The organism is Janthinobacterium sp. PSRC1-1, assembly GCF_049897525.1.
In the GTDB taxonomy this organism is placed as follows: domain Bacteria; phylum Pseudomonadota; class Gammaproteobacteria; order Burkholderiales; family Burkholderiaceae_D; genus Janthinobacterium; species Janthinobacterium tructae.
In genome coordinates this window covers 114,135-133,843 of sequence record NZ_JAFCWK010000013.1, presented here as the reverse complement: position 1 = coordinate 133,843, position 19,709 = coordinate 114,135, and the positions used below count along the sequence as shown (strand labels likewise).

General features: G+C 64.4%; 16 protein-coding genes and 1 tRNA gene. 6 read left to right on the top strand and 11 right to left on the bottom strand.

Annotated features, from left to right (window positions below; translation table 11 throughout):
- Positions 1 to 27: 27 nt before the first annotated feature.
- Complete coding sequence (gene tssK / locus ACP7DW_RS23855; RefSeq protein WP_426056844.1) at positions 28 to 1,398, top strand: type VI secretion system baseplate subunit TssK; 1,371 nt, start codon at positions 28 to 30, stop codon at positions 1,396 to 1,398.
- Positions 1,395 to 2,180: a type IVB secretion system protein IcmH/DotU gene (gene icmH / locus ACP7DW_RS23850; protein ID WP_426056845.1), complete on the top strand. Its 786-nt coding sequence runs from the start codon at positions 1,395 to 1,397 to the stop codon at positions 2,178 to 2,180. Before tssK ends, icmH begins: the two co-directional genes overlap by 4 nt.
- Before the next feature lie 14 nt (positions 2,181 to 2,194).
- Here the strand turns inward: icmH and ACP7DW_RS23845 are convergent, their stop codons facing one another.
- The 4 genes from ACP7DW_RS23845 to ACP7DW_RS23830 all read right to left on the bottom strand — a co-directional run bounded on the left by ACP7DW_RS23845 (position 2,195) and on the right by ACP7DW_RS23830 (position 8,832).
- Positions 2,195 to 2,980, bottom strand: a complete 786-nt coding sequence (locus ACP7DW_RS23845; RefSeq protein ID WP_426056846.1) for an OmpA family protein — start codon at positions 2,978 to 2,980, stop codon at positions 2,195 to 2,197.
- Between the two features lie 9 nt (positions 2,981 to 2,989).
- On the bottom strand, positions 2,990 to 3,970 hold the full coding sequence (gene tagF / locus ACP7DW_RS23840) for a type VI secretion system-associated protein TagF (protein ID WP_426056847.1): 981 nt from the start codon (positions 3,968 to 3,970) through the stop codon (positions 2,990 to 2,992).
- Complete coding sequence (tssM, locus tag ACP7DW_RS23835; protein WP_426056848.1) at positions 3,967 to 7,797, bottom strand: type VI secretion system membrane subunit TssM; 3,831 nt, start codon at positions 7,795 to 7,797, stop codon at positions 3,967 to 3,969. Before tssM ends, tagF begins: the two co-directional genes overlap by 4 nt.
- A gap of 195 nt (positions 7,798 to 7,992) precedes the next feature.
- On the bottom strand, positions 7,993 to 8,832 hold the full coding sequence (locus tag ACP7DW_RS23830; RefSeq protein WP_298409884.1) for a M15 family metallopeptidase: 840 nt from the start codon (positions 8,830 to 8,832) through the stop codon (positions 7,993 to 7,995).
- Positions 8,833 to 8,970: 138 nt separating this feature from the next.
- Here ACP7DW_RS23830 and ACP7DW_RS23825 point away from each other — a divergent pair, with 138 nt between their 5' ends.
- Positions 8,971 to 9,648, top strand: a complete 678-nt coding sequence (locus ACP7DW_RS23825) for a hypothetical protein (protein WP_426056849.1) — start codon at positions 8,971 to 8,973, stop codon at positions 9,646 to 9,648.
- 5 nt (positions 9,649 to 9,653) lie between these two features.
- On the opposite strand, the gene ACP7DW_RS23820 is transcribed toward ACP7DW_RS23825, so the two are convergent.
- Positions 9,654 to 10,445 (bottom strand): alpha/beta fold hydrolase, encoded by a 792-nt coding sequence (locus tag ACP7DW_RS23820; protein ID WP_298409882.1) that lies wholly within the window; start codon positions 10,443 to 10,445, stop codon positions 9,654 to 9,656.
- 338 nt (positions 10,446 to 10,783) lie between these two features.
- Between ACP7DW_RS23820 and ACP7DW_RS23815 the strand changes: the two genes are divergently transcribed.
- Entirely contained in the window at positions 10,784 to 11,167 is a 384-nt protein-coding gene (locus ACP7DW_RS23815) for a hypothetical protein (protein WP_298409881.1), read from the top strand.
- 152 nt (positions 11,168 to 11,319) lie between these two features.
- Here the strand turns inward: ACP7DW_RS23815 and ACP7DW_RS23810 are convergent.
- Positions 11,320 to 11,395, bottom strand: a tRNA-Asn gene (locus ACP7DW_RS23810).
- A 258-nt stretch (positions 11,396 to 11,653) separates the two neighbouring features.
- Between ACP7DW_RS23810 and ACP7DW_RS23805 the strand changes: the two genes are divergently transcribed.
- The gene (locus ACP7DW_RS23805; protein WP_071076308.1) at positions 11,654 to 12,361 is read left to right on the top strand and encodes a GntR family transcriptional regulator; all 708 of its coding nucleotides are present in this window, start codon (positions 11,654 to 11,656) and stop codon (positions 12,359 to 12,361) included.
- Between the two features lie 98 nt (positions 12,362 to 12,459).
- Here the strand turns inward: ACP7DW_RS23805 and ACP7DW_RS23800 are convergent, their stop codons facing one another.
- The 5 genes from ACP7DW_RS23800 to ACP7DW_RS23780 all read right to left on the bottom strand — a co-directional run bounded on the left by ACP7DW_RS23800 (position 12,460) and on the right by ACP7DW_RS23780 (position 18,148).
- Entirely contained in the window at positions 12,460 to 13,758 is a 1,299-nt protein-coding gene (locus ACP7DW_RS23800; RefSeq protein ID WP_298409879.1) for an NCS2 family permease, read from the bottom strand.
- Between the two features lie 75 nt (positions 13,759 to 13,833).
- Positions 13,834 to 14,235, bottom strand: coding sequence for a GtrA family protein (locus tag ACP7DW_RS23795; RefSeq protein ID WP_071076306.1), 402 nt, complete (start codon positions 14,233 to 14,235; stop codon positions 13,834 to 13,836).
- Between the two features lie 132 nt (positions 14,236 to 14,367).
- Entirely contained in the window at positions 14,368 to 15,837 is a 1,470-nt protein-coding gene (locus ACP7DW_RS23790; protein WP_426056851.1) for a c-type cytochrome, read from the bottom strand.
- Complete coding sequence (locus tag ACP7DW_RS23785) at positions 15,834 to 17,492, bottom strand: GMC family oxidoreductase (RefSeq protein ID WP_298409877.1); 1,659 nt, start codon at positions 17,490 to 17,492, stop codon at positions 15,834 to 15,836. The genes ACP7DW_RS23790 and ACP7DW_RS23785 overlap by 4 nt, the downstream gene beginning before the upstream one ends.
- Positions 17,489 to 18,148, bottom strand: coding sequence for a sugar dehydrogenase complex small subunit (locus ACP7DW_RS23780; protein ID WP_426056852.1), 660 nt, complete (start codon positions 18,146 to 18,148; stop codon positions 17,489 to 17,491). Before ACP7DW_RS23780 ends, ACP7DW_RS23785 begins: the two co-directional genes overlap by 4 nt.
- 493 nt (positions 18,149 to 18,641) lie before the next feature.
- Here ACP7DW_RS23780 and ACP7DW_RS23775 point away from each other — a divergent pair, with 493 nt between their 5' ends.
- On the top strand, positions 18,642 to 19,553 hold the full coding sequence (locus ACP7DW_RS23775) for an alpha/beta fold hydrolase (protein WP_426056853.1): 912 nt from the start codon (positions 18,642 to 18,644) through the stop codon (positions 19,551 to 19,553).
- Positions 19,554 to 19,709: the final 156 nt, after the last annotated feature.

Sequence of the window (19,709 nt, the reverse complement as noted above, 5' to 3'; positions counted from 1 at the left end):
CACGCCACACATACGAGGAGAAACGCAATGGGCATGGCAGCGAAAGTCTTGTGGGGAGAAGGCCTGTTCCTGCGGCCGCAGCATTTCCAGCGCCAGGATCAGTATCACGAAGCGCGCCTGCATCACACGGCCAGCGCGCTGCATCCCTACCTGTGGGGCGTGGCGCATCTGCAGTGGGACCTGGCGGCGCTGCAGACGGGCACCTTGCGCCTGCTGGCCCTGTCGGCGATCTTCCGCGACGGCGAAGTGTTCGAGGCGCTGGGCGACGGCGCACCGGGCAGCGATACCCTGCCCCCGCCGGTGGACCTGGAAGCGCTGCCGCCGGCGGTGCAGGAAGTGACGTACTACGCGGCGCTGCCCATCCTCAACCGCGACGGCCTGAATTACACGGCGCAGGCGTCAACGGCGGGCACGCCTGCCACCACGCGCTTTGCGCACGCCATGCGCGCCACGCCCGACCTGTTTACGGAGTCCGCCGTGGCCGACGTGGCGTACCTGAAGAAGATGGTGCGCCTGATTCCCGACAGCGAGGCGCGCGGCTCCTACGACTGCCTGCCGCTGATCGCCCTGCGGCGCACCGTGTCGGGCGGCTTCGAGCCCGTGCCATCGTTCATGGCGCCCAGCCTGGCGATCGCCGGCGCGCCGCGCCTGCAAGGCGTGCTGGAACACCTGCTCGACGCACTGCAGGCGAAAGTGAGCGCGCTGCACGGCCACCACCGCGAGCCGAGCCGCAACGTGATCGAATTTCGCTCCGGTGACGTGTCCTCGTTCTGGCTGCTGCACACGGTCAGCACGGCCGCCGCCGCGCTGATGCACTATGTACGCCATCCGGCCCTGCATCCGGAGCGCCTGTACGAGGCGCTGCTGGGCCTGGCGGGCGGCTTGCTCAGCTACTCCAAGCACTACACCCTGGCCAGCCTGCCCGCCTACGACCACGCGCAGCCGGGCGCCTGCTTCGACGCCATCGACGCGATCATCCGCGAACTGCTCGACACCGTCATCTCGTCGAAGTACTTTTCCATCGCCCTGCTGGAAGACAAGCCGTCGTATTACCTGGGCAAGCTCGATTCGGGCAAGATCGACCAGCACACCACTTTGTACCTGGCGATACGCGCCGCCATGCCCGCCATCGAACTGGTCGACGTGGTGCCGCTGCGGGTAAAGGTGGGCGCGCCCGACGACGTGGAAAAATGCGTGCTCACGGCCATGCCCGGCCTCAAATTGTCGCATGCGCCACAAGTGCCGGCGGCCATTCCCGTGCGCCCCGACACCTATTATTTTGCGCTTGAAAACCGCGGCGCGCTGTATGAGCAGATGCTCAAGGCGCAGTCGATTTCCGTCTACGTGCCGGCCGGCATACGCGACCTGCAGCTGGAACTGATCGCGGTGACGGCATGAGCCAGCTCATCGAACGGCGCGCGGCGCCCTCCCTGCTGGGACCACGCGGTGCCGGCCCTGCAGGCAACAGCCGGCATGCCGGCAGCGCCCTGCTGGACCTGATGCACGAAGGCTTTTACATGCTGTTCATGCTCAAGCACGGTTCGGCACCTGGCGACGAGCAAAGCTTCATGGAGCGCATCACGGCCTTCCTCGACGACTTCGAACGCGAAGCGAAAAAGATCCGCGCCGATGGCGACGATATCGAGGCGGCCAAGTATGCATTCTGCGCGGCCGTCGATGAAATCATCCTGGCCTCGCCGTTCACCCTGCGCAAGCAGTGGGAGCGGCGCCCGCTGCAACTGCTGATCTTTGGCGACCAGCTGGCGGGCGAACACTTTTTCGACCGCCTCGACGCCTTGCGCGGCAAGGGCGCCATGCGCGTGCAGGCGCTGCAGGTTTTCCACATGTGTTTATTACTGGGATTCCAGGGCAAGTATGCGATCGACGGCGGCGAAAAACTCAGCTACCTGACGGCGCGCCTGGGCGACGAGATCGCCCACATCAAGGGCAAGAGCTGCGGCTTCGCGCCGCGCGCGGAACGCCCCGACCAGGTGATCAACAAACGCGGCAGCGACGTGCCGCTGTGGGCGCTGTCGAGCTTTTTCGCCCTGCTGGCCATCTGCGCCTACCTGGGCCTGAAAACGCATCTGACGCGCGGCACGCAAACGACCCTGGCCGCGTATGCGGACCTGGTCAAACTGGCGCCACGCCCGGCGAATTTGACGATCACCTTGCCCTGATCATTGCGCGTGCTTCATTGAGCAATGCGGAACTCGATGCGCCGGTTTCTCGCCCGGCCATCGGCCGTGGCGTTGCTGGCCACGGGACGGTCCGGTCCCTGGCCCGACACCAGCACCGAATCGGCGACGATGCCCTTGCCGGCCAGGTAGGCGCGCACGGCTTCGGCGCGCGCCTGGCTCAGGGCCACATTGCTGGCGCGCAGGCCCGTGTCGTCCGTGTGGCCGATCACCTCCACCTTGCGTCCCCGCAGCCTGAGCATGACGGCCGCCATCTCGTCGAGGATGGCCAGACCGGCCGGCGTGATGGAAGCCTTGCCGCTGTCGAATTCAACGATGCGTTTATCGAGCGCCGCATCGAGCAAGCCCTGCTCGGCCTCGGCCGCCTTGACGCGCAAGCCATTATTGACGATGTAGGTGGGATTGAGGCTGGTGGCGATGTCGCTGGCGATCTGCTGGCGCTGCGCCTCGTTGGCCACTTCGCCGCGCACGCTGACGTTGTTGCCGGCGATGCTGATCTGCCCCCGCGAAATGAGCTTCAGGTTCGGCGCGATCAGTTTTTGCACGTAGGCGTTCCAGTTGGCCGGCACGGCCACGTTGCCGATGGCGATCTGGTCGACCACGCGCTCGGCGCCATACAGTTCGCGCAGGCGGGCCAGCACGGCCGCCTTGCCCGCTTCGTCGGCCAGGGTGCCCGTGACGAGGATCTGTCCCGGCATCGGCGTCTGGGGCGCTTGCGCTTGCGCCTGGCAGGGAACGGCCGCAGAAAGCAGCAGCGGCAGCAGGAAAATGTGAGATTTCATCGCAATCCTTCAGGCAAAGGTGGCGGCAAACATGGCGCAGGCCGAGCGCAGCGACAGCTGCTCCTGCTGCAGGCAGGCGGAAAACTGGCGCAGCGCCGCATCGTCTCCCAGCTGCTCCTCGACCCAGTCGAGCTGGTCGAACACGATCAGCCGTTCGCTGCCAGCCTGCGGATCGATCAGCGCGTGCAAGCCGTGCGGGTCGGCGCCGCAAAAACCGATCACCAGCACGGGCGCCTCGTCGAGGTGAGAGAAAAACAGCGCCAGTTCGAAATCGGCCTGGCGCAGGAAAGGCGCGATCAGGTGCAGCCAGAAGCTGGCCACCAGCTCGCGCAGCTGTGCCTCGTGCGGCAGCGGCAGCACCAGGCTTTTCTCCAGGCGCGGCAAGCCGCTCTGGCGTACCGGCTGCAGCAGCAGGCCCAGACCCAGCAGCAATTCACGCAGCGTCACCGGGAACGCTGGCGAAGCGAGCATCGTTTGCAGGCCGTGCACGGTCTGCTCCTGCAAGAAAGCGGCCAGCCGCGCCGCGTGGCACGCTGCGGCCGGTTCGACTTCGACCACGTTGCCGGCCAGCGCCAGCAGCGCCGGTCCCGGTTCGGCGCTGCTCACGATGCCTTGCGAGAGCTGCTCCACGCGTTGCCACAGCGGCGCCAGCGCCAGCGGGCTGCAAGCGACAAAGGCGTCGGCGTCATCGACTTCCAGCGCGCCCATGGCCATGAAGGGAAAGCGCCGCTGCGACTGGTCGTTGCTCGCTTCCAGGCGTCCGGCAATGGCGCGCCGGCTGCGCGTGCCGACAAAGGCGAAGCGCAGCGGCGGCAAGGCGTCGTAATTGAGCTTCCAGCGCGGTTCCGCCGTCAGGGCGTTCATGACTTGCGCAAGCCAGTCGTCGAGCAGCTGCACCAGCGCGTGATTGTCGCAAGCCTTGATGAAGTCGCCGCGCGCGGGGATCTTGCCGAAGTAGCCGAGGCGCACCTGCTGTTGCGCGCGCGTCATGGCGCCACCCCGGCCACGGCTGCGGCGGCAATGGCCGGCGCGGGTGCCGCAGCACCGACGATGGTCTCGGGCAGCTGCATGCCGCGAAAACCCTGCTCCTGCAGCGCCGCAGTCCCGCCCGCACCGGCGCCCGTCGTTTCCGCGCTGCTGGTAATTTTCAGGTCGACCGCCACGGCCACCTCGCCGCGCGCCCAGCGCAGTTCGAACACGCCGCCCTCCTTGCGCTTTTTGGTGGCCGCATCGATCATGCGCTTCAGGCCGAATTGCCCCGGCTCGTTGAACAGTTCCACCGTGCGCCCGTCGAAGGTGACGGCCGTGATGCGCGCCCCTTGCATGCCCGATGCGCCTTGCGGGCCGGGATGCAGCATGTTCGTCCACTGCGCCGGGGTGTTGCGGTAGCGCAGCTGCTGCCCGTCGATCTCCACCGTGTACTCCAGCGTGCCGGGCGCGGGCGACGGCTGGATCTGGAACACGGTTTGCGCCGCCGTCGACGTGGCCGCCACGCCGCCCGCGCCCAGTGGCGCGATCCAGCCGGGGAAACGCGCCACCACCTGCGGCGACAGGCTGATGCCCATGTCGGCCCAGGTACGCGGCGCCAGCACGTCGCCGCGCCGCACCACGAGGGGGCCCATCGAGGTGGTGACGAATTTCGCCACCAGGCCTTCCGGGCCGAAGAACTGGCCGATTTCCAGGTTGCTCGCCTCGATGCGCGCCGTCGGCGCGAACGGATATTTGTTGGCCAGCGATTTCTGGAACGGTTCGTACACCTGCGCCGCCCAGGTCTTGTTGATATCGAGTTCGGCCGGCGCGACGATGACGGCAAAGGTCTGCATCAGCGGGCGCACGAGGATGGGTCGAATCGCCTGCTTTTGCGCGTCGCTCATCCCTGTGAGCACCTGCTCGTCGACCAGCTTCAGGGCGTCGGCCAGCTCGGAACCGCTGCCTTCCAGGGTCTGCTGCATGAACTGGCGCGCACCCGGCCCCGCGTCGCCCTGGTTCTTCAGCAAGTTCAAACGGCTGCGCAGTTTCGACAGCGCTTCCAGGTAGGCGCGCATCAGCGAGGCATTGTTGTCCCTGGCCGCCACCAGCTTGCCCACGCCGGCAAATTCGCGTCCCACGGGGCCCATGGGTTTATCCAGGCGGGCCGGGTCGAGCTGCGCATTGAGACCTGGATTGGCCGTCAGCGGCGACGGCGCGCGGCGCAGCACGGTTTCCTTGAACCAGGCGATGATGCCCCGCTCGGCCTTGCGCAATTGCGCATTCTGCAGCGCCGGGTTGTCCCACGAGGTTTCATCGTAGATGGTCGTCAGCAGTTTGGCGATCGGCGACGACTGCGGGTCGCCCAGGCGGTTCATCGCCTGCACGGCGCCGTCGAAGCCTTTCAGGTCGGCGACAGCGACGCCCTGCACGAATTTCTGCCACTCGCGCGCGTAGTCGGCCTTGTACATGGCCACCAGGTTTTTCTCGATCTGCTCCGGACTGCCTTCCAGGGTCAGGTCGTCGGTGGAGGCGCTTTTCAGCACCCAGTCGGCGCTTTGCAGCTCGCGGTTGGCGGCGTCGCGAAACGCGCCCTCGACGAATTTTTCCCACGCCTGGCGCGTAAAGGCGCCGGAGACGGCGTAGCTGCCCGCCAGCAGCGCCTGATCCTGTTCGCCGACGATGCGCGCCACCGTCATGCCGGGAAAACGCGTCGAGGCGCGCGCGCGAATGTCGGCATACACGCGCTCGCGCGCCGGCATGCCGCGCACCACGCGGCGCAGGTTTTCGCGCGCCTGGTCGACCAGCGCCAGCTTCTGCTCGATGCGCGGCCAGGACGGATCGCCGATCTGCGCCAGGTAAAACGTCAGCAGCCGTTCGGCGCTGCGTATCATCTGCTCGCGCGGCATGGCGCCCCGGTTACCTTCCAGCCAGCCGCGCCAGAAGCGCGTCAGCTGGTCGTTCAGGTGGCTGCTTTCCGCATGCGTCTTGTCGGCCAGCATCAGATAGGTTTTCAGCGCGTTGTAGGCATCTTCCACATTCGTCGGCGACGCAGCCTGGTACTGGAACGAGCGCGTAGCTGGCGATGCGGCGGCTGGCGCGGCGGCCGGTGTCTGCGGCGTGCGCGCCGTGGGCTGCAACTGGTCGGCGCTGGCGTTCATCTCGAACAGCAAGGCTTCCAGCGCGCCCGCCACGGGGTCCAGCATGACCTGGCGCGCGCCGGCAAAGTATTCCTCGCGCAGCTTGCGCTCAAGCAACTCGCCCTGGTACAGGCCCAGGCGCAAGGACCACGGCCGTTGCGTGCGGTACGCTTCCAGTTGCTCGATGCGATCCTGCAAGATCTCCAGCGCTTCCAGGCGCGACTGCAAGTCCAGCCGGCGCTCCTGCAGCTTCACCACTTTGTTCAGATCGGCCTCGACGTTGGCCACCAGTTGCCGGTTGCCCAGGTAGGACCAGCTCCAGCCGCCCAGGCAGGCGCCCAGCGACACGGTGGCGGCAAAGAACACGGCGTACTTGAAGCGCAGCTTGGCGCGGTTGGCATAGTTGGCCACCAGGTGCTTGTCGGCAAAAATCACCTTGCGGAACAACTCCAGCAGGAAATAGCCATGCTGGCGCGCGCCGGACGGCACCGCGGCCGGTGCCGGGGACGGCGTGAAGGCCAGGTCGAAGCGGCGCGCTACCTGCTGCGAGGAGGCACTCACGGGCTCGCCTTCCTGCAGCGCGCTGGTGAAATAAAAGCCGCGGAACACGGGCTGAAACTGGAACGGGTTTTCCTCGAACAGGGTGGCGATGAAGGCGCGCAGGGCCGGCTTGATGGCGGCGAATTCCAGCGGAAAGGTGAAGACGCCGGGCGCCATCGTCTTGCGTTGCCGGTGCGCCATGTTGGCCAGGCTCAGCTCCGTCAAGCCATCGTGCAATTCATCGAAACTCTGGTCGAAAAACGCCAGCAGGTCCGCCGTGGGCAGCTTGCGCTGGTACGGCATGGTGGCGCCCCAGACGCGCTCGCGTTCGCTGCGTTCGGCATCGGCAAAAAACTCCGTGAAGCCGGCGATCAGGTCCGCCTTGGTAAACACGATGTACAGGGGGGCGAACACTTCCAGGCGTTCGATGACGTCCTGCACGCGCTTGCGCAGGCTGCGCGCCAGTTGCATGCCCACGTCGGGGTTGCCTCCCAGCTCGGCGATGCTGACGGCGATGAGGATGCCGTTGATCGGTGCCTTGCGCCGGTATTTTTTCAGCAGGTCGAGAAAGCCGAACCACTCGCCGCGATGCTCGTCGACGACCGAATAACGTCCCGCCGTGTCGAGCACGATGCCATCCGTGGTGAAAAACCAGTCGCAGTTGCGCGTGCCGCCCACGCCTTGCACGACCTTGCCGTCAGCGAAAGGGAATTGCAGGCCAGAATGCAGGATGGCGCTGCTCTTGCCGGCGGCCGGATTGCCGATGATCATGTACCACGGCAATTCGTACAGGGCGGCGGCGCCCGATTTGAGGCCCAGCCTGGACGTTTTGATGGTCTCGATGGCGGCCAGCATGCCCGTGCGTACCGCGTCGAGTTCACCCTGCTGGGTGCTGTTGGCCGTCGAGGCCGAGGCCGCTTGCGCGGCGGCGATCTCGGCCTCGTTGAGGATGGCTTGCCCCAGCGCCTGGGCGTCGCGCCGCGCGCGGCGCCGGCGCCACAGCCACAGGCCCAGCCACGTGACAAAGGCCAGCAACAGCAGGGCCAGCGCCCAGATCAGCGCCACTTCCAGCACCTCGGCCCCCAGATACAGGAACACGGCCAGCGCCACGAAGCCGAGGATGGTCAGATTGCGGCTGTCGGTGAGGAAATACCAGATTCGTCGCAGCATGATGAGTCCAGGGTGAGGTCGCAAAGCAAGGCGGATTCGACCCATGCTGACAGCAAGTCGGCGCGCCTTTGTTGACATATGACAAGTACCAGGCGCCAGCGCACGGCAGGCGCTGGCGTGCCATTGACGCTGCGCAAGCAAGCTTGCAGCTGTGAAAATGATGGCGCGGCGCGGCGCTAGAATGGCTGGCGCGGCTTACTTGCCCAGCACGCGCGGTTGCGGCAATTCCGTGTGGCCAAAATCCATCATGGCCCAGCGCCCACCCCAGCGCAGGCCCACCGATTCGGCCGTCACGCCATATAAACGGTAGCCACGCATGGCCCAGGCATTTTTTTCAGAAATGATGAGCTTTCCTTCATGCATGAATGCGCAATCGGCCGCCAGGCCATACTGGTGATAGCTTTGAAACGCCCTGGCGTTGGTCACGTTCGGGCCGGCCGCCGCCAGCTGGTCCTGGCGCGCGGGGCTGCGGTAGCCTTCCAGCAAGACCATATCGTAGCCATGCACGTCCTTCATGATCTTGAAGACCAGCAGCAGGCGCTGCGCGTAGTCGTGGTCGAGCAATTGCCAGTTGCGGCTGGCGCCACCCAGCAGCGGGCGCAATTGCGTCACTTCCGCCGTGGAAAACAGCAGCGGCGGCAAGGTTGGCGGCGGCACCAGCTGCTCGCCTTTCAGCAAGTCGCTGACCTGGTCGTTGATGACGTGTTGCCGGTCGGCATAGCCACGCAAGGCGATGCGGTCGCTGGACAACCACGCCAGCAGGGGCGGCACGATGACCAGCACGCTGCCTGCCAGGCTCAGCCAACGATGCCGCCACAGCAGCTGCCAGGCGCGCGCCATGCCCGAGCCCGTGTGCTGCCGCATGCGCTGCCACTGCGCGCCGCTGCCGCCCTTCAGGTGCTGCGCGCGCCGCTGCACGCGCCAGCCCAGGTTGACGAGCGTGTGCAGCACGATGGCGCGACCGCCGGGAAACAGCAGCAGCCAGCAGGCAAGACAGGCCAGCAGGAAATACATCAGGACCAGGGCGACGAACATGGGGCGCTCCGTGATGGGATAGTCGGAGCCGGGCAGGCAATTGCTCGGCGGTATCGCTAGATCGTAGGCGTCCGCGGCCCGCATGAGCGCGGTTTACATCAAGGTCAGTCGAGTTTGATCCACTGCGGAGGTGATATTTTGTCTCTATTGAAAACCGGGGATGGCCAGGCGCACGGTCCTGACCTGCTGAGCAAGGCCGGCACGGCTGGCGCGCACAGCGACGGCAAGGGTATCCTGTCGCAGCTCGAACACGGCGTCGCCGCGCCTGCGGCCAGGCCCGCCCTGCGCTGGCGCCCCGGCTGGCGGCACTGGGCCGCTGGCGCGCTGTGCCTGGCGGTGCTGGCCGTGCTCGCTTATGACACGAGCAGCATGCCGCCGGCGCCCGCCACGGCCATGACTGTGGCTGCGCCCGTACTGCCGGGGCCATCCGCACCCGTGGCGCCCCCGCACGCGGCGCCGGCGGCCACCATCGTCAATACGCCGGCCCCGCCCTTGCCTGCGGTCGCTGCCACAACGGCAAGCGCGCGCGCCAGTGCGCCACGCAAGGCGGCACCGCCCGCGCGTCCGCAGGGGCCGAGGCCGGCTGCCGCGCCCGGCGACAGCGACGTCGCCTTGCTGACGGCGATGGTGGCCCATGCGCACCGGCAGGAAGGCACGGCAACACCCGTGCGCGACGTGGTGCTGCGCAGGCAGGAGCAAGAACAGGAAACGGCGGAACTATTGCAGCGCTGCAAGCAGCTGGGCCTGATCGAAGGCATGCTGTGCCGCTCGCGCATCTGCTCGGGCCGCTGGGACAGCGATCCCGCCTGCCATTGAGAAACTCAGGTGTTTCGCGGGTGCGTCACCGCGTCCATGCGGCCTTGCAAAAAACCTTCCATCAGCGCCAGCAATGCCTGCGGCTGCTCCTGGTGCGGTGCATGCCCGCATTGTTCGACCATGGCGGGCACGGCGTTGAGAGCCTGCGCCACGATCGTGTCGACCTGGGCCGCGCTGCCGTACTGGTCCTCGCTGCCCTGCAGCACCAGCGCCGGACATTCGACGGAAGGCAGCAGGTATTCGATGTTCCAGAACTGGAAACCGTAGCTGAGCCAGGTATCCGACCAGGCCTTGAAGATCGATTCCGTCTTGTCGCCATGGTATTTCGCCAGCGCGCGCAGCTTGCCCGCGCCAAACGCCGCGTCCGCCACGCGAATCCCATCGAGCGTGACGCCCTCGACAAACACGTGCGCCGCTTCGGTGATGATGCCGCGCAAGCGCGGCGGCTGCTGCGCCGCGTAGATCAGGGCAATGCTGCCGCCATCGGAGTGGCCGATGAGAAAATGGTCCTGCCCCGGCAGCAGTGCGGCTAGCACTTGCGGCAACTCGCACAGCGCGTAGTCGTGCAAATAATGGAGCTGGCGGCGCGCCGCCAGCGGCGACGATTGCCCATAGCCGTGGCGGTCATACAGCAAGCCGCGGCAGCCCGTCGCCTGGCATAGCTGCGCGGGGAAATCTTTCCACATGGCACAGCAGCCGAGTCCCTCGTGCAGGAATACCAGGCAGGGCTTGGCGGGGTCGCCCTCGATCAATTCGTAATAGATATCGGTTTCGGCTCTCAGGTTCAGTATCGGCATGGGCTAGGCTCGCAACGGGTTGCGCATCGACAGGTCGGCTGCGCCTATTGTGCCATTGTCCTGCGCGCCATGCGTGACGGCCCCATAAAAATAGCCTGCGGGAAAAGATCTTGCGATTTGCCTGCACGGTGTTTGCGCCAGCACAAGTGAGGGCCGTTTTTCCGGTGGCGCCGCGCGCTTTTTGCCTGCACGTTTACCTAGAATAGCTTACTCCAACAGCATGGAGCAGGCGGCTACCTTATCAGCCAAGACGTGACACTGGCCGTCACGGCAACAGATAGGGCGTCTTGCCGCACGACGACAGGTGCGGCGTCCAAACTATCGAGCAGGAGTACATCATGGAAATGAAAGTAGAACATCGCACCGGCAGCAACCTGGCACTGGAAGAAGCCGCTGCGCCGATGGAGCAGGAAGGCAAAAGCGCAAAAGGCGCAGCCGCACAGGACTTGAACCTGAGCGCCGCCGCCTTCACCACCTATTACACGTGGACCGCCAATGGCGTGCATCCTTCGGTCAACTTCGTCAATGCCAATGTGAAAGCCAATTCGCGCGTGTTGCTCAACATCAGCGAATATGGCGCAAATGCCCAGGACCGTTTCATCGGCGCCGCCCGCATGGCCGTGTACAACATCGCACCGTACAACGGCGGCTTCCGTGCCTGGGTGGATATCTCATGGGGCAGCCCGCTCAAGGTGCGTTTCGACGTGTTTGTCGATCCCTGATCGGGGAAACACTGAGCATGCCCCTGCCACCAGCCAACCGGCACCGCGCATGTCGCTAAGACACTGACGGGAGGGCAAGCGTGAACGGGAAACCGTGCGCGCAAAACAAAAGGGCCACGTGTTGCCACGTGGCCCTTTGCTACTGCTTGTTCTGGCTCCCCGACCTGGACTCGAACCAGGGACCTGCGGATTAACAGTCCGTCGCTCTACCAACTGAGCTATCAGGGAAAGGAGGCCGAATTATATACGTCAAAATTTCTCATGTCCAGTTTCAATCCGCATGGCCAGCAAAATACGCCGCCAGGGAACAAGCCTTGCCAGGTGGCTGCGTCCGTCTGCGCGGCGCCACGCAAGATAGTAGAATAGCCAAGCCTTGCCGACACGCAAGGCGCTAACGGCATGCCGGCAGCGGGGCGTCGACCACCGCGCTGCCAGCATGCGCTTGCAAGGCTCATCCTTGCCCCTGGCTGACTGCTCTCACTCGACATGACAGAATCAAGCGCATCCCTGGTGGACAAGCCCGGCAGCGGCGACAGCTCGGCGGAAATTGCCGAGCATATGGCGGCGGCCATCGTGGCGCGCCAATTGCCCCCCGGTACGCGGCTGCGCGAAGAGGCGCTGTGCCGGCTGTATGGCGTCAGCCGCACCAAGATCCGCGCCGCCCTGCTGATTCTCTCGAAAGACAAACTCATACGCATGGTGCCCGACAAGGGCGCCTTCGTCAGCCAGCCCACCGAAGCGGAAGCGCGCGACATCTTCGCCGCGCGGCGCATCATCGAAGCGGCCCTGGCGCGCGAATTCGTCGCGCGGGCCAAGCCCGCCGACTACCGGATGCTGGAGCGGCACCTGAAAGCGGAACGCCTGGCGCTGGCACAGGCGACGCCGCTGCGCTCGCAACTGCTGGGCGACTTCCACGTCTTGCTGGCCGACATCGCCGGCAACGCCGTGCTGCGCGATATCGTGCGCGAACTGGTGGGGCGCAGCTCGCTGATCACCATGCTGTACCAGTCCGGCCACGCCGCCGCCTGCTCGTACGACGAACACGGCCGTTTTCTTGAGGCGGCGCGCAGCGGTGACGCGGACCTGGCGGCGCGCCTGATGGTCGAGCACCTGGCGCATGTGGAAGCGGCCTTGCGCTTCGACGGCAGCGCCGGCGACGCCAGGAAAGACCTGGTGGCGGCGCTGCTGATGTAAGCGACGCCATCATCAAAAAAAGGCCGCCCCTGCGGATGCACGGGCGGCCTGGTCATCGCGCCGGCAACTGCTTGCCGACGCCTGTCCTGCTCTCCTCGCTATTCGCCCAGGTAGATAAACTTGAACAGGAAGATGGCGGCGATGATGTAAGCCACCACCGACACTTGCTTGCCCTTGCCCGTCAACAGTTTCAAGACCGCGTAGGTGATGAAGCCGAACGCCACGCCGCTGGCCACCGAATAGGTAAACGGCATCATCAGCGCCGTGATGGCGGCCGGAATGCTTTCCGTGCTGTCATCCCAGTCGATGAAGGTCAGTTCGCGCAGCATCAGGCACGCCACGTACAGCAGCGCGGGCGCCGTCGCGTATGGCGGCACCGTGTGCGCCAGCGGGGCGAAGAACAGGCTGCCCAGGAACAGCAGCGCGACGGCCACGGCTGTCAAGCCCGTGCGGCCACCCGCTTGCACGCCGGCCGCGCTTTCCACGAAAGCCGTGGTGCTCGATGTGCCCAGGCAGGCGCCGGCGGCGATCGCCGTGCTGTCGGCCAGCAAGGCCTTGTTCATGCGTTCCATCTTGCCGTCTTTCAACAAACCGGCACGGTTGGCCACGCCCATCAGGGTGCCCGTCGCATCGAACAATTCCACCAGGAAAAACACCAGCACCACATTGATGATGCCGATCGACAGCGCGCCCATGATGTCGAGCTTGAACAGGGTCGGCTCGATGGCGGGCGGCAGCGAGACGATGCCGTTGAACTGGTTGCCGCCAAAGAAGAAGCTGGCAATCGTGATGGCGAGGATGCCGATCAGGATGGCGCCCTGCACCTTCAGGCGGTCCAGCGCAACAATGATGAAAAAGCCGAGGATGGCCAGGATGGGCGCCGGCTTATGCAAGTCGCCCAGGGCGATGATGGTGGCGGGGTTCGACACCACCACGCCGGCGCTTTTCAGCGAAATGATGGCCAGAAACAGGCCGATACCGACCGTGATCGCCGTGCGCAGCGCGGGCGGGATGCTGTTGATGATCATCTCGCGCACCTTGAACAGGCTGACCAGGATGAACAGGCAGCCGGAAATGAAGACGGCGCCCAGCGCCACTTCCCAGCTCATGCCCATGCCCTTGACCACCGTGTACGAGAAATATGCGTTCAAACCCATGCCCGGCGCCAGCGCGATCGGGTAGTTCGCATACAAGCCCATGATCAGGGTGCCGATGGCGGCCGCCAGGCAGGTGGCTACGAAGACGGCGTCTTTCGGCATGCCCGCGTCGCCCAGGATGGACGGGTTGACGAAGATGATGTAGGCCATCGTCAGGAATGTGGTCAGGCCGGCCAGCAGCTCCGTGCGCACATTGGTTCCGTTGTCCTTCAGTTTGAAATAGCGTTCCAGGAACTGCATGATTAACCCCTTGTTTTGGTAAAACCGCGCGCCGGGTCTTGGCCCATGCGCATCTTTTTTTCTTGCAACAACTGTTTACTTGGTCGGTACGCTGGCCGGCTTGAAGGCCCACCAGCGGCTGCCCGCGAAATTCCAGACCAGCCCGATACCGGTGGCCAGCACCTGCGCCAGCCAGTAATACCAGCCCAGCTGGTGTACCAGCAGCCACATCAGGCCCGTATTGATGCACCAGCCGATGCCCAGCAGGGTGAAATACTTGGAAGCCGCCTCGCCATGGCCCTTGTCGCTCTTAAACGTGAAAAAGTAATTGAGCAGGTAGTTGACGACGGAACCGAGGATGTAGCCGATGCCGGAAGCGGCGGCGGCGCTGATGCCAGCCCATTCCACGCCGCCCCACAGCACGCTGTATTGCACGGCCGTGCCGGAAGCGCCGACGGCGGCGAAACGCAAAAATTGGTGATGCAAGGAATGAGACATTGTCAATTTTCAAATGAGCGAAAGCAGGATAGGGCCAGAATAAAAAATGGCTACGATTGCTCGTAACCATTTTTCAGCCTGCATTTTACTGCAAGTTGCGCCCAACGTTCATATTCGCCGCCGATTCGACACTTATTCCTTGCGCTGGCGGCGTCGGCGCAGCCACACCAACAGCGCGATCAGCAGCAAGATGCCCACGATGCCGCCCGGCAGCATGAACGGTTGCGCCCGCGCCAGCACCGGTTTCTCGCCGCCGCTGCGCGCCTGCGCCACATACGCGGGGGTGACGGACACGTCCGGGTTGCCATACTGTTTCAGCACGTAGTTGGCGATAGCGGCGATCTGCTCGTCCGTCAATGGCTGCACGTAGGAACGCTGGTCGAAACGCGGCATGAACGCTTCGTGCCCTTCCCCTTCGATCTTGCGCTCGACGCCAAACAACATGGCCGAGACCAGGTTGGCCGGCGTGTTGCCGCCCGTCGCCGTGTTGTGGAACAGGGCCGGATACGCCTGGCCCGTGCTGCCAGCGCCGCTGGCCGAATGGCAGCTGGCGCAGTAGCCGGAAAACAGCACGGCGCCGCTATTCAGGGAATGGTGCTCGGTGGAACTGGCCATGCCGCGCAGCGCGGCTTCTTCACTGGCGGCACTGCCGTGGCTGAAAGCAGCCTTGGCCTGACCCGGCACGCGCACGGCCGGCACCGTGCGCAAGTACGCCACGATGGCGGCCACGTCATCATCGCGCAAAAATTGCAGGCTGTTCTGGATGGCTTCGGCCATGCCGCCCGCTGCCTGCCCTTTGCCTTCCACGTGACCTGTTTTGAGGTAGGCGGCGATTTCCGCATCCGTCCAGGCGCCGATGCCGCTGACCTTGTCGGACGTGATATTGGGCGCATGCCAGGAACCAAGCGACGCGCCCGCCAGGGTCTGGCTGCCGATTTCCGCCATCAGCGCGTTGCGCGGCGTGTGGCAGGCGCTGCAGTGCGCCAGGCCTTCGGCCAGGTAGGCGCCGCGGTTGATCTGCGCGCTCTTCGCCGGATCGGGCACGAAGCGTTTATTGTCGAGGAACAAGGTGTTCCAACCCAGCATGGACAGGCGCACATTGAACGGGAATGGCAGGGCCGTCTGGCGCGCCGGCTCATCGACGGGCTGGACGGCATGCATGAAGTAGTAATACAGGTCGCCCACGTCCGCATCCGTCAGCATCGCATAGCTGGTGTAGGGCATGGCCGGGTACAAGTGGCTGCCATCGGCGCGTACGCCGTCGCGCAGCGCGCGCGCAAAGTCCGCTTCCGTGTAGTGGCCAATGCCGCCTTTTGTCGACGGCGTGATATTCGTCGCATAAATCGTGCCCAGCGGCGAATCGATGGCGTAGCCACCCGCATACGGCTTGCCGCCGGCTGCCGTATGGCAGGCCATGCAGTCGGCGGCGATGGCCAGGTAGCGGCCCCGCTCCAGGCGCGCATCGGTGCCCGAGATACCTGCGGCGGCCGGCGCGGCCGGGCGGTCCGGCGTCAGGGTGACGGGCGGAACAGGTGGCACAGCATGCGCGGCCAGCGGCAAGCCGGCCGCCAGGGTCAGCGTCAGCAAGAGGCCGCGCATCATGCTGCCTCCCTTGCCAGGGTACGGGCGATGTCGTCGGCCGCGCGCAAACCGAGCGCGGCCATGCTGAGGGTGGTGTTGACGACGCTGGCCGACGGCATGGCGCCGCCGCCCGGCAGCCACAAATTGGCATGGTCGTGCGCGCGGCAATTGCCGTCGACCACGGAGTCAAGACGGTTACTGCCCATGATGACGCCGCCCATGATGTGGTTGTTCGCGTTCAGGCTGTCGGTGATGTGGAATTCCACGGCGCCGAACAGCTTGCCGATGTGCTCGAGCTGCGCATGCGCGGCCTTCGCGCCAGCGCGCACGTAGTCGCCCACATCGTAATAGATGTCGGGACAGGCCAGGCCCAGCGGGTCCTTGCGCGTCTTGCTCAAGGTCAAACGATTATGCGCTTCGGGCAAGGGTTCCAGGCTGATCGACAGGTCCACGCCAAACGCGGCGCGGCGGCGGATTTCATCGTCGAGGTCCTTGCCCACCAGGCCCAGCTTCAACGACTGCTGGGTAGCGGGTCCGACGCGGGTGATATTGTTCAGGATCATCTTGTTGGCCGAATACTGCGCGCGGAAGGCGCCGTCGCGCGGGCCCACCAGGCAGCTGCTCTGCGCCGGGCCACGGCCCGTCCAGATCGGTTCATTGGCGAGGAAGGTACAGTGGAAGCCCGAGTGATCCATCATGTTGCGGCCGACCTGGTCCGAACTGTTGGCGATGCCGTTCGGATTGTTCCGGTTGGCCGCCAAGAGCAGCAAGCGCGGCGTTTCGATGCCGTTGCAGGCGATCACGAAGGCCTTGCCGGTCGCCATGTGTGACTGTTTTTTCGCGTCATACCAGTGCACGGCCGTCACGCGGTTGTTCTGGTCCGTGTCGATGCGGTAGACGACGGCCTCGGCCAGCACGCCCGCGCCTTTCAGCTCGGCCCGCTCCACATGGTGGATGCCGTTGTACATGGCGCCGATGGGGCAGATCGGCTGGCAATTGTTGTTGCCGCAGCAGGTCGGGCGGCCCTGCCATGGGCGCGTCGAGCGGCCTTGCGGAATCGGCACGGAGCGGTAGCCGTGCGGGTTGACCACTTCGGCGAAGCGCTTGTCGCCATAGCCCCAGGGCACCATGTCCATCGGATACGGTTTGCTGCGCTCGCTGGGCGACTGCAGCGCCGGATCGTTGGGGCCGGCCACGCCCATTTCCTGCTCGGCGCGGCAGTAATAGGGCTCCAACTCATCGTAGGAGATGGCCCAGTCGCGCCCTACCCCGTAATCGCTTTTCATGCGCATGTCGGACGGCAGATGGCGCCAGCACGACGCGGCCCAGTGCCAGGTCGTGCCGCCCACCGTGCGCAGATAGCCCTGCTGGAAACTGCTGCCGCTGGGGCCGGACAATTCCACATAGTTATTCTTCGGAAAATACAGGGGCGCGGGCGCGTTCTCCGCCTGCGGATACAGGCCCTGGAAGTCGGAGCCGACGCGATTCTCGAACGGCATGTTGCGCCAGTTTTCCACGGCCTGGCCCCGCTCGATGCGCAAGCCCGCTTCCAGCATGATCACGGAATGGCCTTGGGCGGCCAGCTGGTCGGCCATCATGGCGCCGACGACGCCCGTGCCGACGATGACGACATCGGCGACGACGTCGCCATTACTCTTGAATTGGGGGGATTTCATTTTGCTTGCTTGCCTTTCGGTTCGGGAGTGCCGGTAGTGGCCGGGGCCGGTACGGGTTTGGGCGCCACGGGCGCGGAGACGCGCACGGCCGGCGGCGCCTTCAGCCACCACAGGGGGCCGTAGTTGCAATAGGTGGGCACGACCTGGCCATCGGCCACCGTGCGGTACATCAACGCTTCCGCATACGCGACGACGATGGACGTCGTGCCCTGCGCCGCGTTGCCCGCGACGGTGCCCGTGTACCACGCGGCGACGATGGCCAGCGCCAGCTCACGCAAGCCGGCGTCCGCGGCGGTGGCGGCCGCCAGCAGCGCCTTGGCTTCCTGGCCCGTGACGAGCAGCGCGCCCAGCTGCGGCAAGCGCTCGGCAAAGCCGGGCACGTTGGTGCGCATGGCTTGCTCGATGCGCGCCGCCGTCGCGTCGGACAGGTCGCGGTGGCCCGTGATGGTTTGCGACAAGGTGTAGAACAGCATGGTGGCGGGCGCCAGGCCGGGTGCCGCAGTGCTGGCCGGCGCCTGCATGGCGGCGGACAGGGGATTGCTCCAGAAACCGGCCTGCGCCAGCAAGGCGGCCAGACCGATCAGGGCGTGGCGGCGGCTGATGTTGGGAAGGGATGAAATGGATGTTGCAGATGGTTCGCTGCCTGGATGGTTCATGAGACTCCCGCAAGACTTGTTGTTTTGTTGACTTGGATGATTGCGTTACATTGCATTTACGCATAAATGGAACCGGTTCCACATTATCCTACATAAGTAAATTGTTTGCCAATGGAGTATTGGGATGGGGGTTTGGTCTTTGATTGTTGCCTGGATTCGGCATGGATCCGGCGTTTCGCGCAGGCGCCATGGCGGCGCGAAATACAGACAGAATGCCTGCGGCTTCCTGGAAATGATTGCGCATACGCGGAAAACTTGGCAGCATGGCAAATAAAACGGCGCATGCCGGGCAAGGTCAATTTCTATAAAACCAGGTTTCCGACAAGGAGGCATAGCGGCGTACCCGATGGAGGCCATGCGATCTATAGCTGTTCAACTGCGGCGCGGAATGTGCCCGTGCAAGCAACCTGAAACTGATCCTCAAACCATGAAAATGACCTTGGCAGTACTCTTTGCCGCCCTGATTCCCTTCTACGGATGCCAGGCGCAAACCATGGCAGAAACGAAACCCGTTTCCGCCGAAGTCACCACCACCCTGACGCCCGACATCGGCGGCATCAAGCAAGTGCTGGAAATCAAGACGGACGACGCGAGCAAACCCGTGCTCCTGCTCTTGTCCGGCGGGCCGGGAAGCTCCATGATCAAGGGCGCGGATGCCTTTAGCAATGTGTTGAAAAGCCGCTTTACGATTGTGCAATGGGATCAGCGCGACGCGGGGAAAACCTTGAAACTGAATCCCTCCCCCACGCAGCCATCCGTCGGGCAGATGCAACAGGACACGTATCAAGTCATCCAATTCCTGCGCAAAGAATTAAAACAGGAAAAAATATACTTGCTGGGCAGTTCCTGGGGCAACGTCCTGGGCTTTTACATCGTCCAGCATCATCCGGAATTGCTGCATGCCTATTTCGCGTCCAATCCTGTCGTGAGCCAGCTGGACAGCGAGAAAGAATTGCTGCAAGCCTTGAAAGCCCACTTCAAGGACAATGCCCTCGCCAGCCAGGAACTGAACAATGTCAGCTTCCCATTTGCCAGTGACGAAAGCATGTTTTATTTAAGGAAATGGCTTTTTTACAAGGATGGCAAGGAATTTGCAACGACGGCGGGTTTCAAGACGGGCTTTCTTCAATGGTCAAAAACCTGGTCGCCCGTCTGGAACGAGGTCATGCACATTGATCTGCCCAAGACCTTGAAAAGCGTTGACTGCCCCGTGTATTTTTTCGTCGGCAAGAACGATATCCAGACCTCGACCAGGATCACGCAAGCGTATTTCGACACCTTGAAGGCGCCAAGAAAAGGGCTGGTGCTCTTTGAGCATTCCGGGCATCAGATACACCAGGATGAACCGGTGAAATTTCAAGAAGCCATCATCCAGACGCTGGACACAATGCAGGCGAACAAGTAACAGCGCCTGTAACGCAAAAAGCCCAACCGGTGAAGGCTGGGCTTTTTCGATACTGCTGATGTTCTGGCTCCCCGAGCAGTCCTTACTACGAACCGTAAAACTCCACGTACGGCTGCCGAACCGCCTGGCGGCAGCGACGCCGGTAACCCACCGGAT

Bases quoted from the DNA above. Each gene is read 5' to 3' on its own strand.
- ACP7DW_RS23805 (WP_071076308.1), top strand. From the start codon at position 11,654: ATGACAGAATCAAGCGCATCCCTGGTGGACAAGCCCGGCAGCGGCGAC.
- tssM (WP_426056848.1), bottom strand. From the start codon at position 7,797: ATGCTGCGACGAATCTGGTATTTCCTCACCGACAGCCGCAATCTGACC.
- tssK (WP_426056844.1), top strand. From the start codon at position 28: ATGGGCATGGCAGCGAAAGTCTTGTGGGGAGAAGGCCTGTTCCTGCGG.
- tagF (WP_426056847.1), bottom strand. From the start codon at position 3,970: ATGACGCGCGCGCAACAGCAGGTGCGCCTCGGCTACTTCGGCAAGATC.
- icmH (WP_426056845.1), top strand. From the start codon at position 1,395: ATGAGCCAGCTCATCGAACGGCGCGCGGCGCCCTCCCTGCTGGGACCA.
- ACP7DW_RS23845 (WP_426056846.1), bottom strand. From the start codon at position 2,980: ATGAAATCTCACATTTTCCTGCTGCCGCTGCTGCTTTCTGCGGCCGTT.
- ACP7DW_RS23790 (WP_426056851.1), bottom strand. From the start codon at position 15,837: ATGATGCGCGGCCTCTTGCTGACGCTGACCCTGGCGGCCGGCTTGCCG.
- ACP7DW_RS23830 (WP_298409884.1), bottom strand. From the start codon at position 8,832: ATGTTCGTCGCCCTGGTCCTGATGTATTTCCTGCTGGCCTGTCTTGCC.
- ACP7DW_RS23815 (WP_298409881.1), top strand. From the start codon at position 10,784: ATGGAAATGAAAGTAGAACATCGCACCGGCAGCAACCTGGCACTGGAA.
- ACP7DW_RS23775 (WP_426056853.1), top strand. From the start codon at position 18,642: ATGGCAGAAACGAAACCCGTTTCCGCCGAAGTCACCACCACCCTGACG.
- ACP7DW_RS23785 (WP_298409877.1), bottom strand. From the start codon at position 17,492: ATGAAATCCCCCCAATTCAAGAGTAATGGCGACGTCGTCGCCGATGTC.
- ACP7DW_RS23795 (WP_071076306.1), bottom strand. From the start codon at position 14,235: ATGTCTCATTCCTTGCATCACCAATTTTTGCGTTTCGCCGCCGTCGGC.
- ACP7DW_RS23820 (WP_298409882.1), bottom strand. From the start codon at position 10,445: ATGCCGATACTGAACCTGAGAGCCGAAACCGATATCTATTACGAATTG.
- ACP7DW_RS23800 (WP_298409879.1), bottom strand. From the start codon at position 13,758: ATGCAGTTCCTGGAACGCTATTTCAAACTGAAGGACAACGGAACCAAT.
- ACP7DW_RS23780 (WP_426056852.1), bottom strand. From the start codon at position 18,148: ATGAACCATCCAGGCAGCGAACCATCTGCAACATCCATTTCATCCCTT.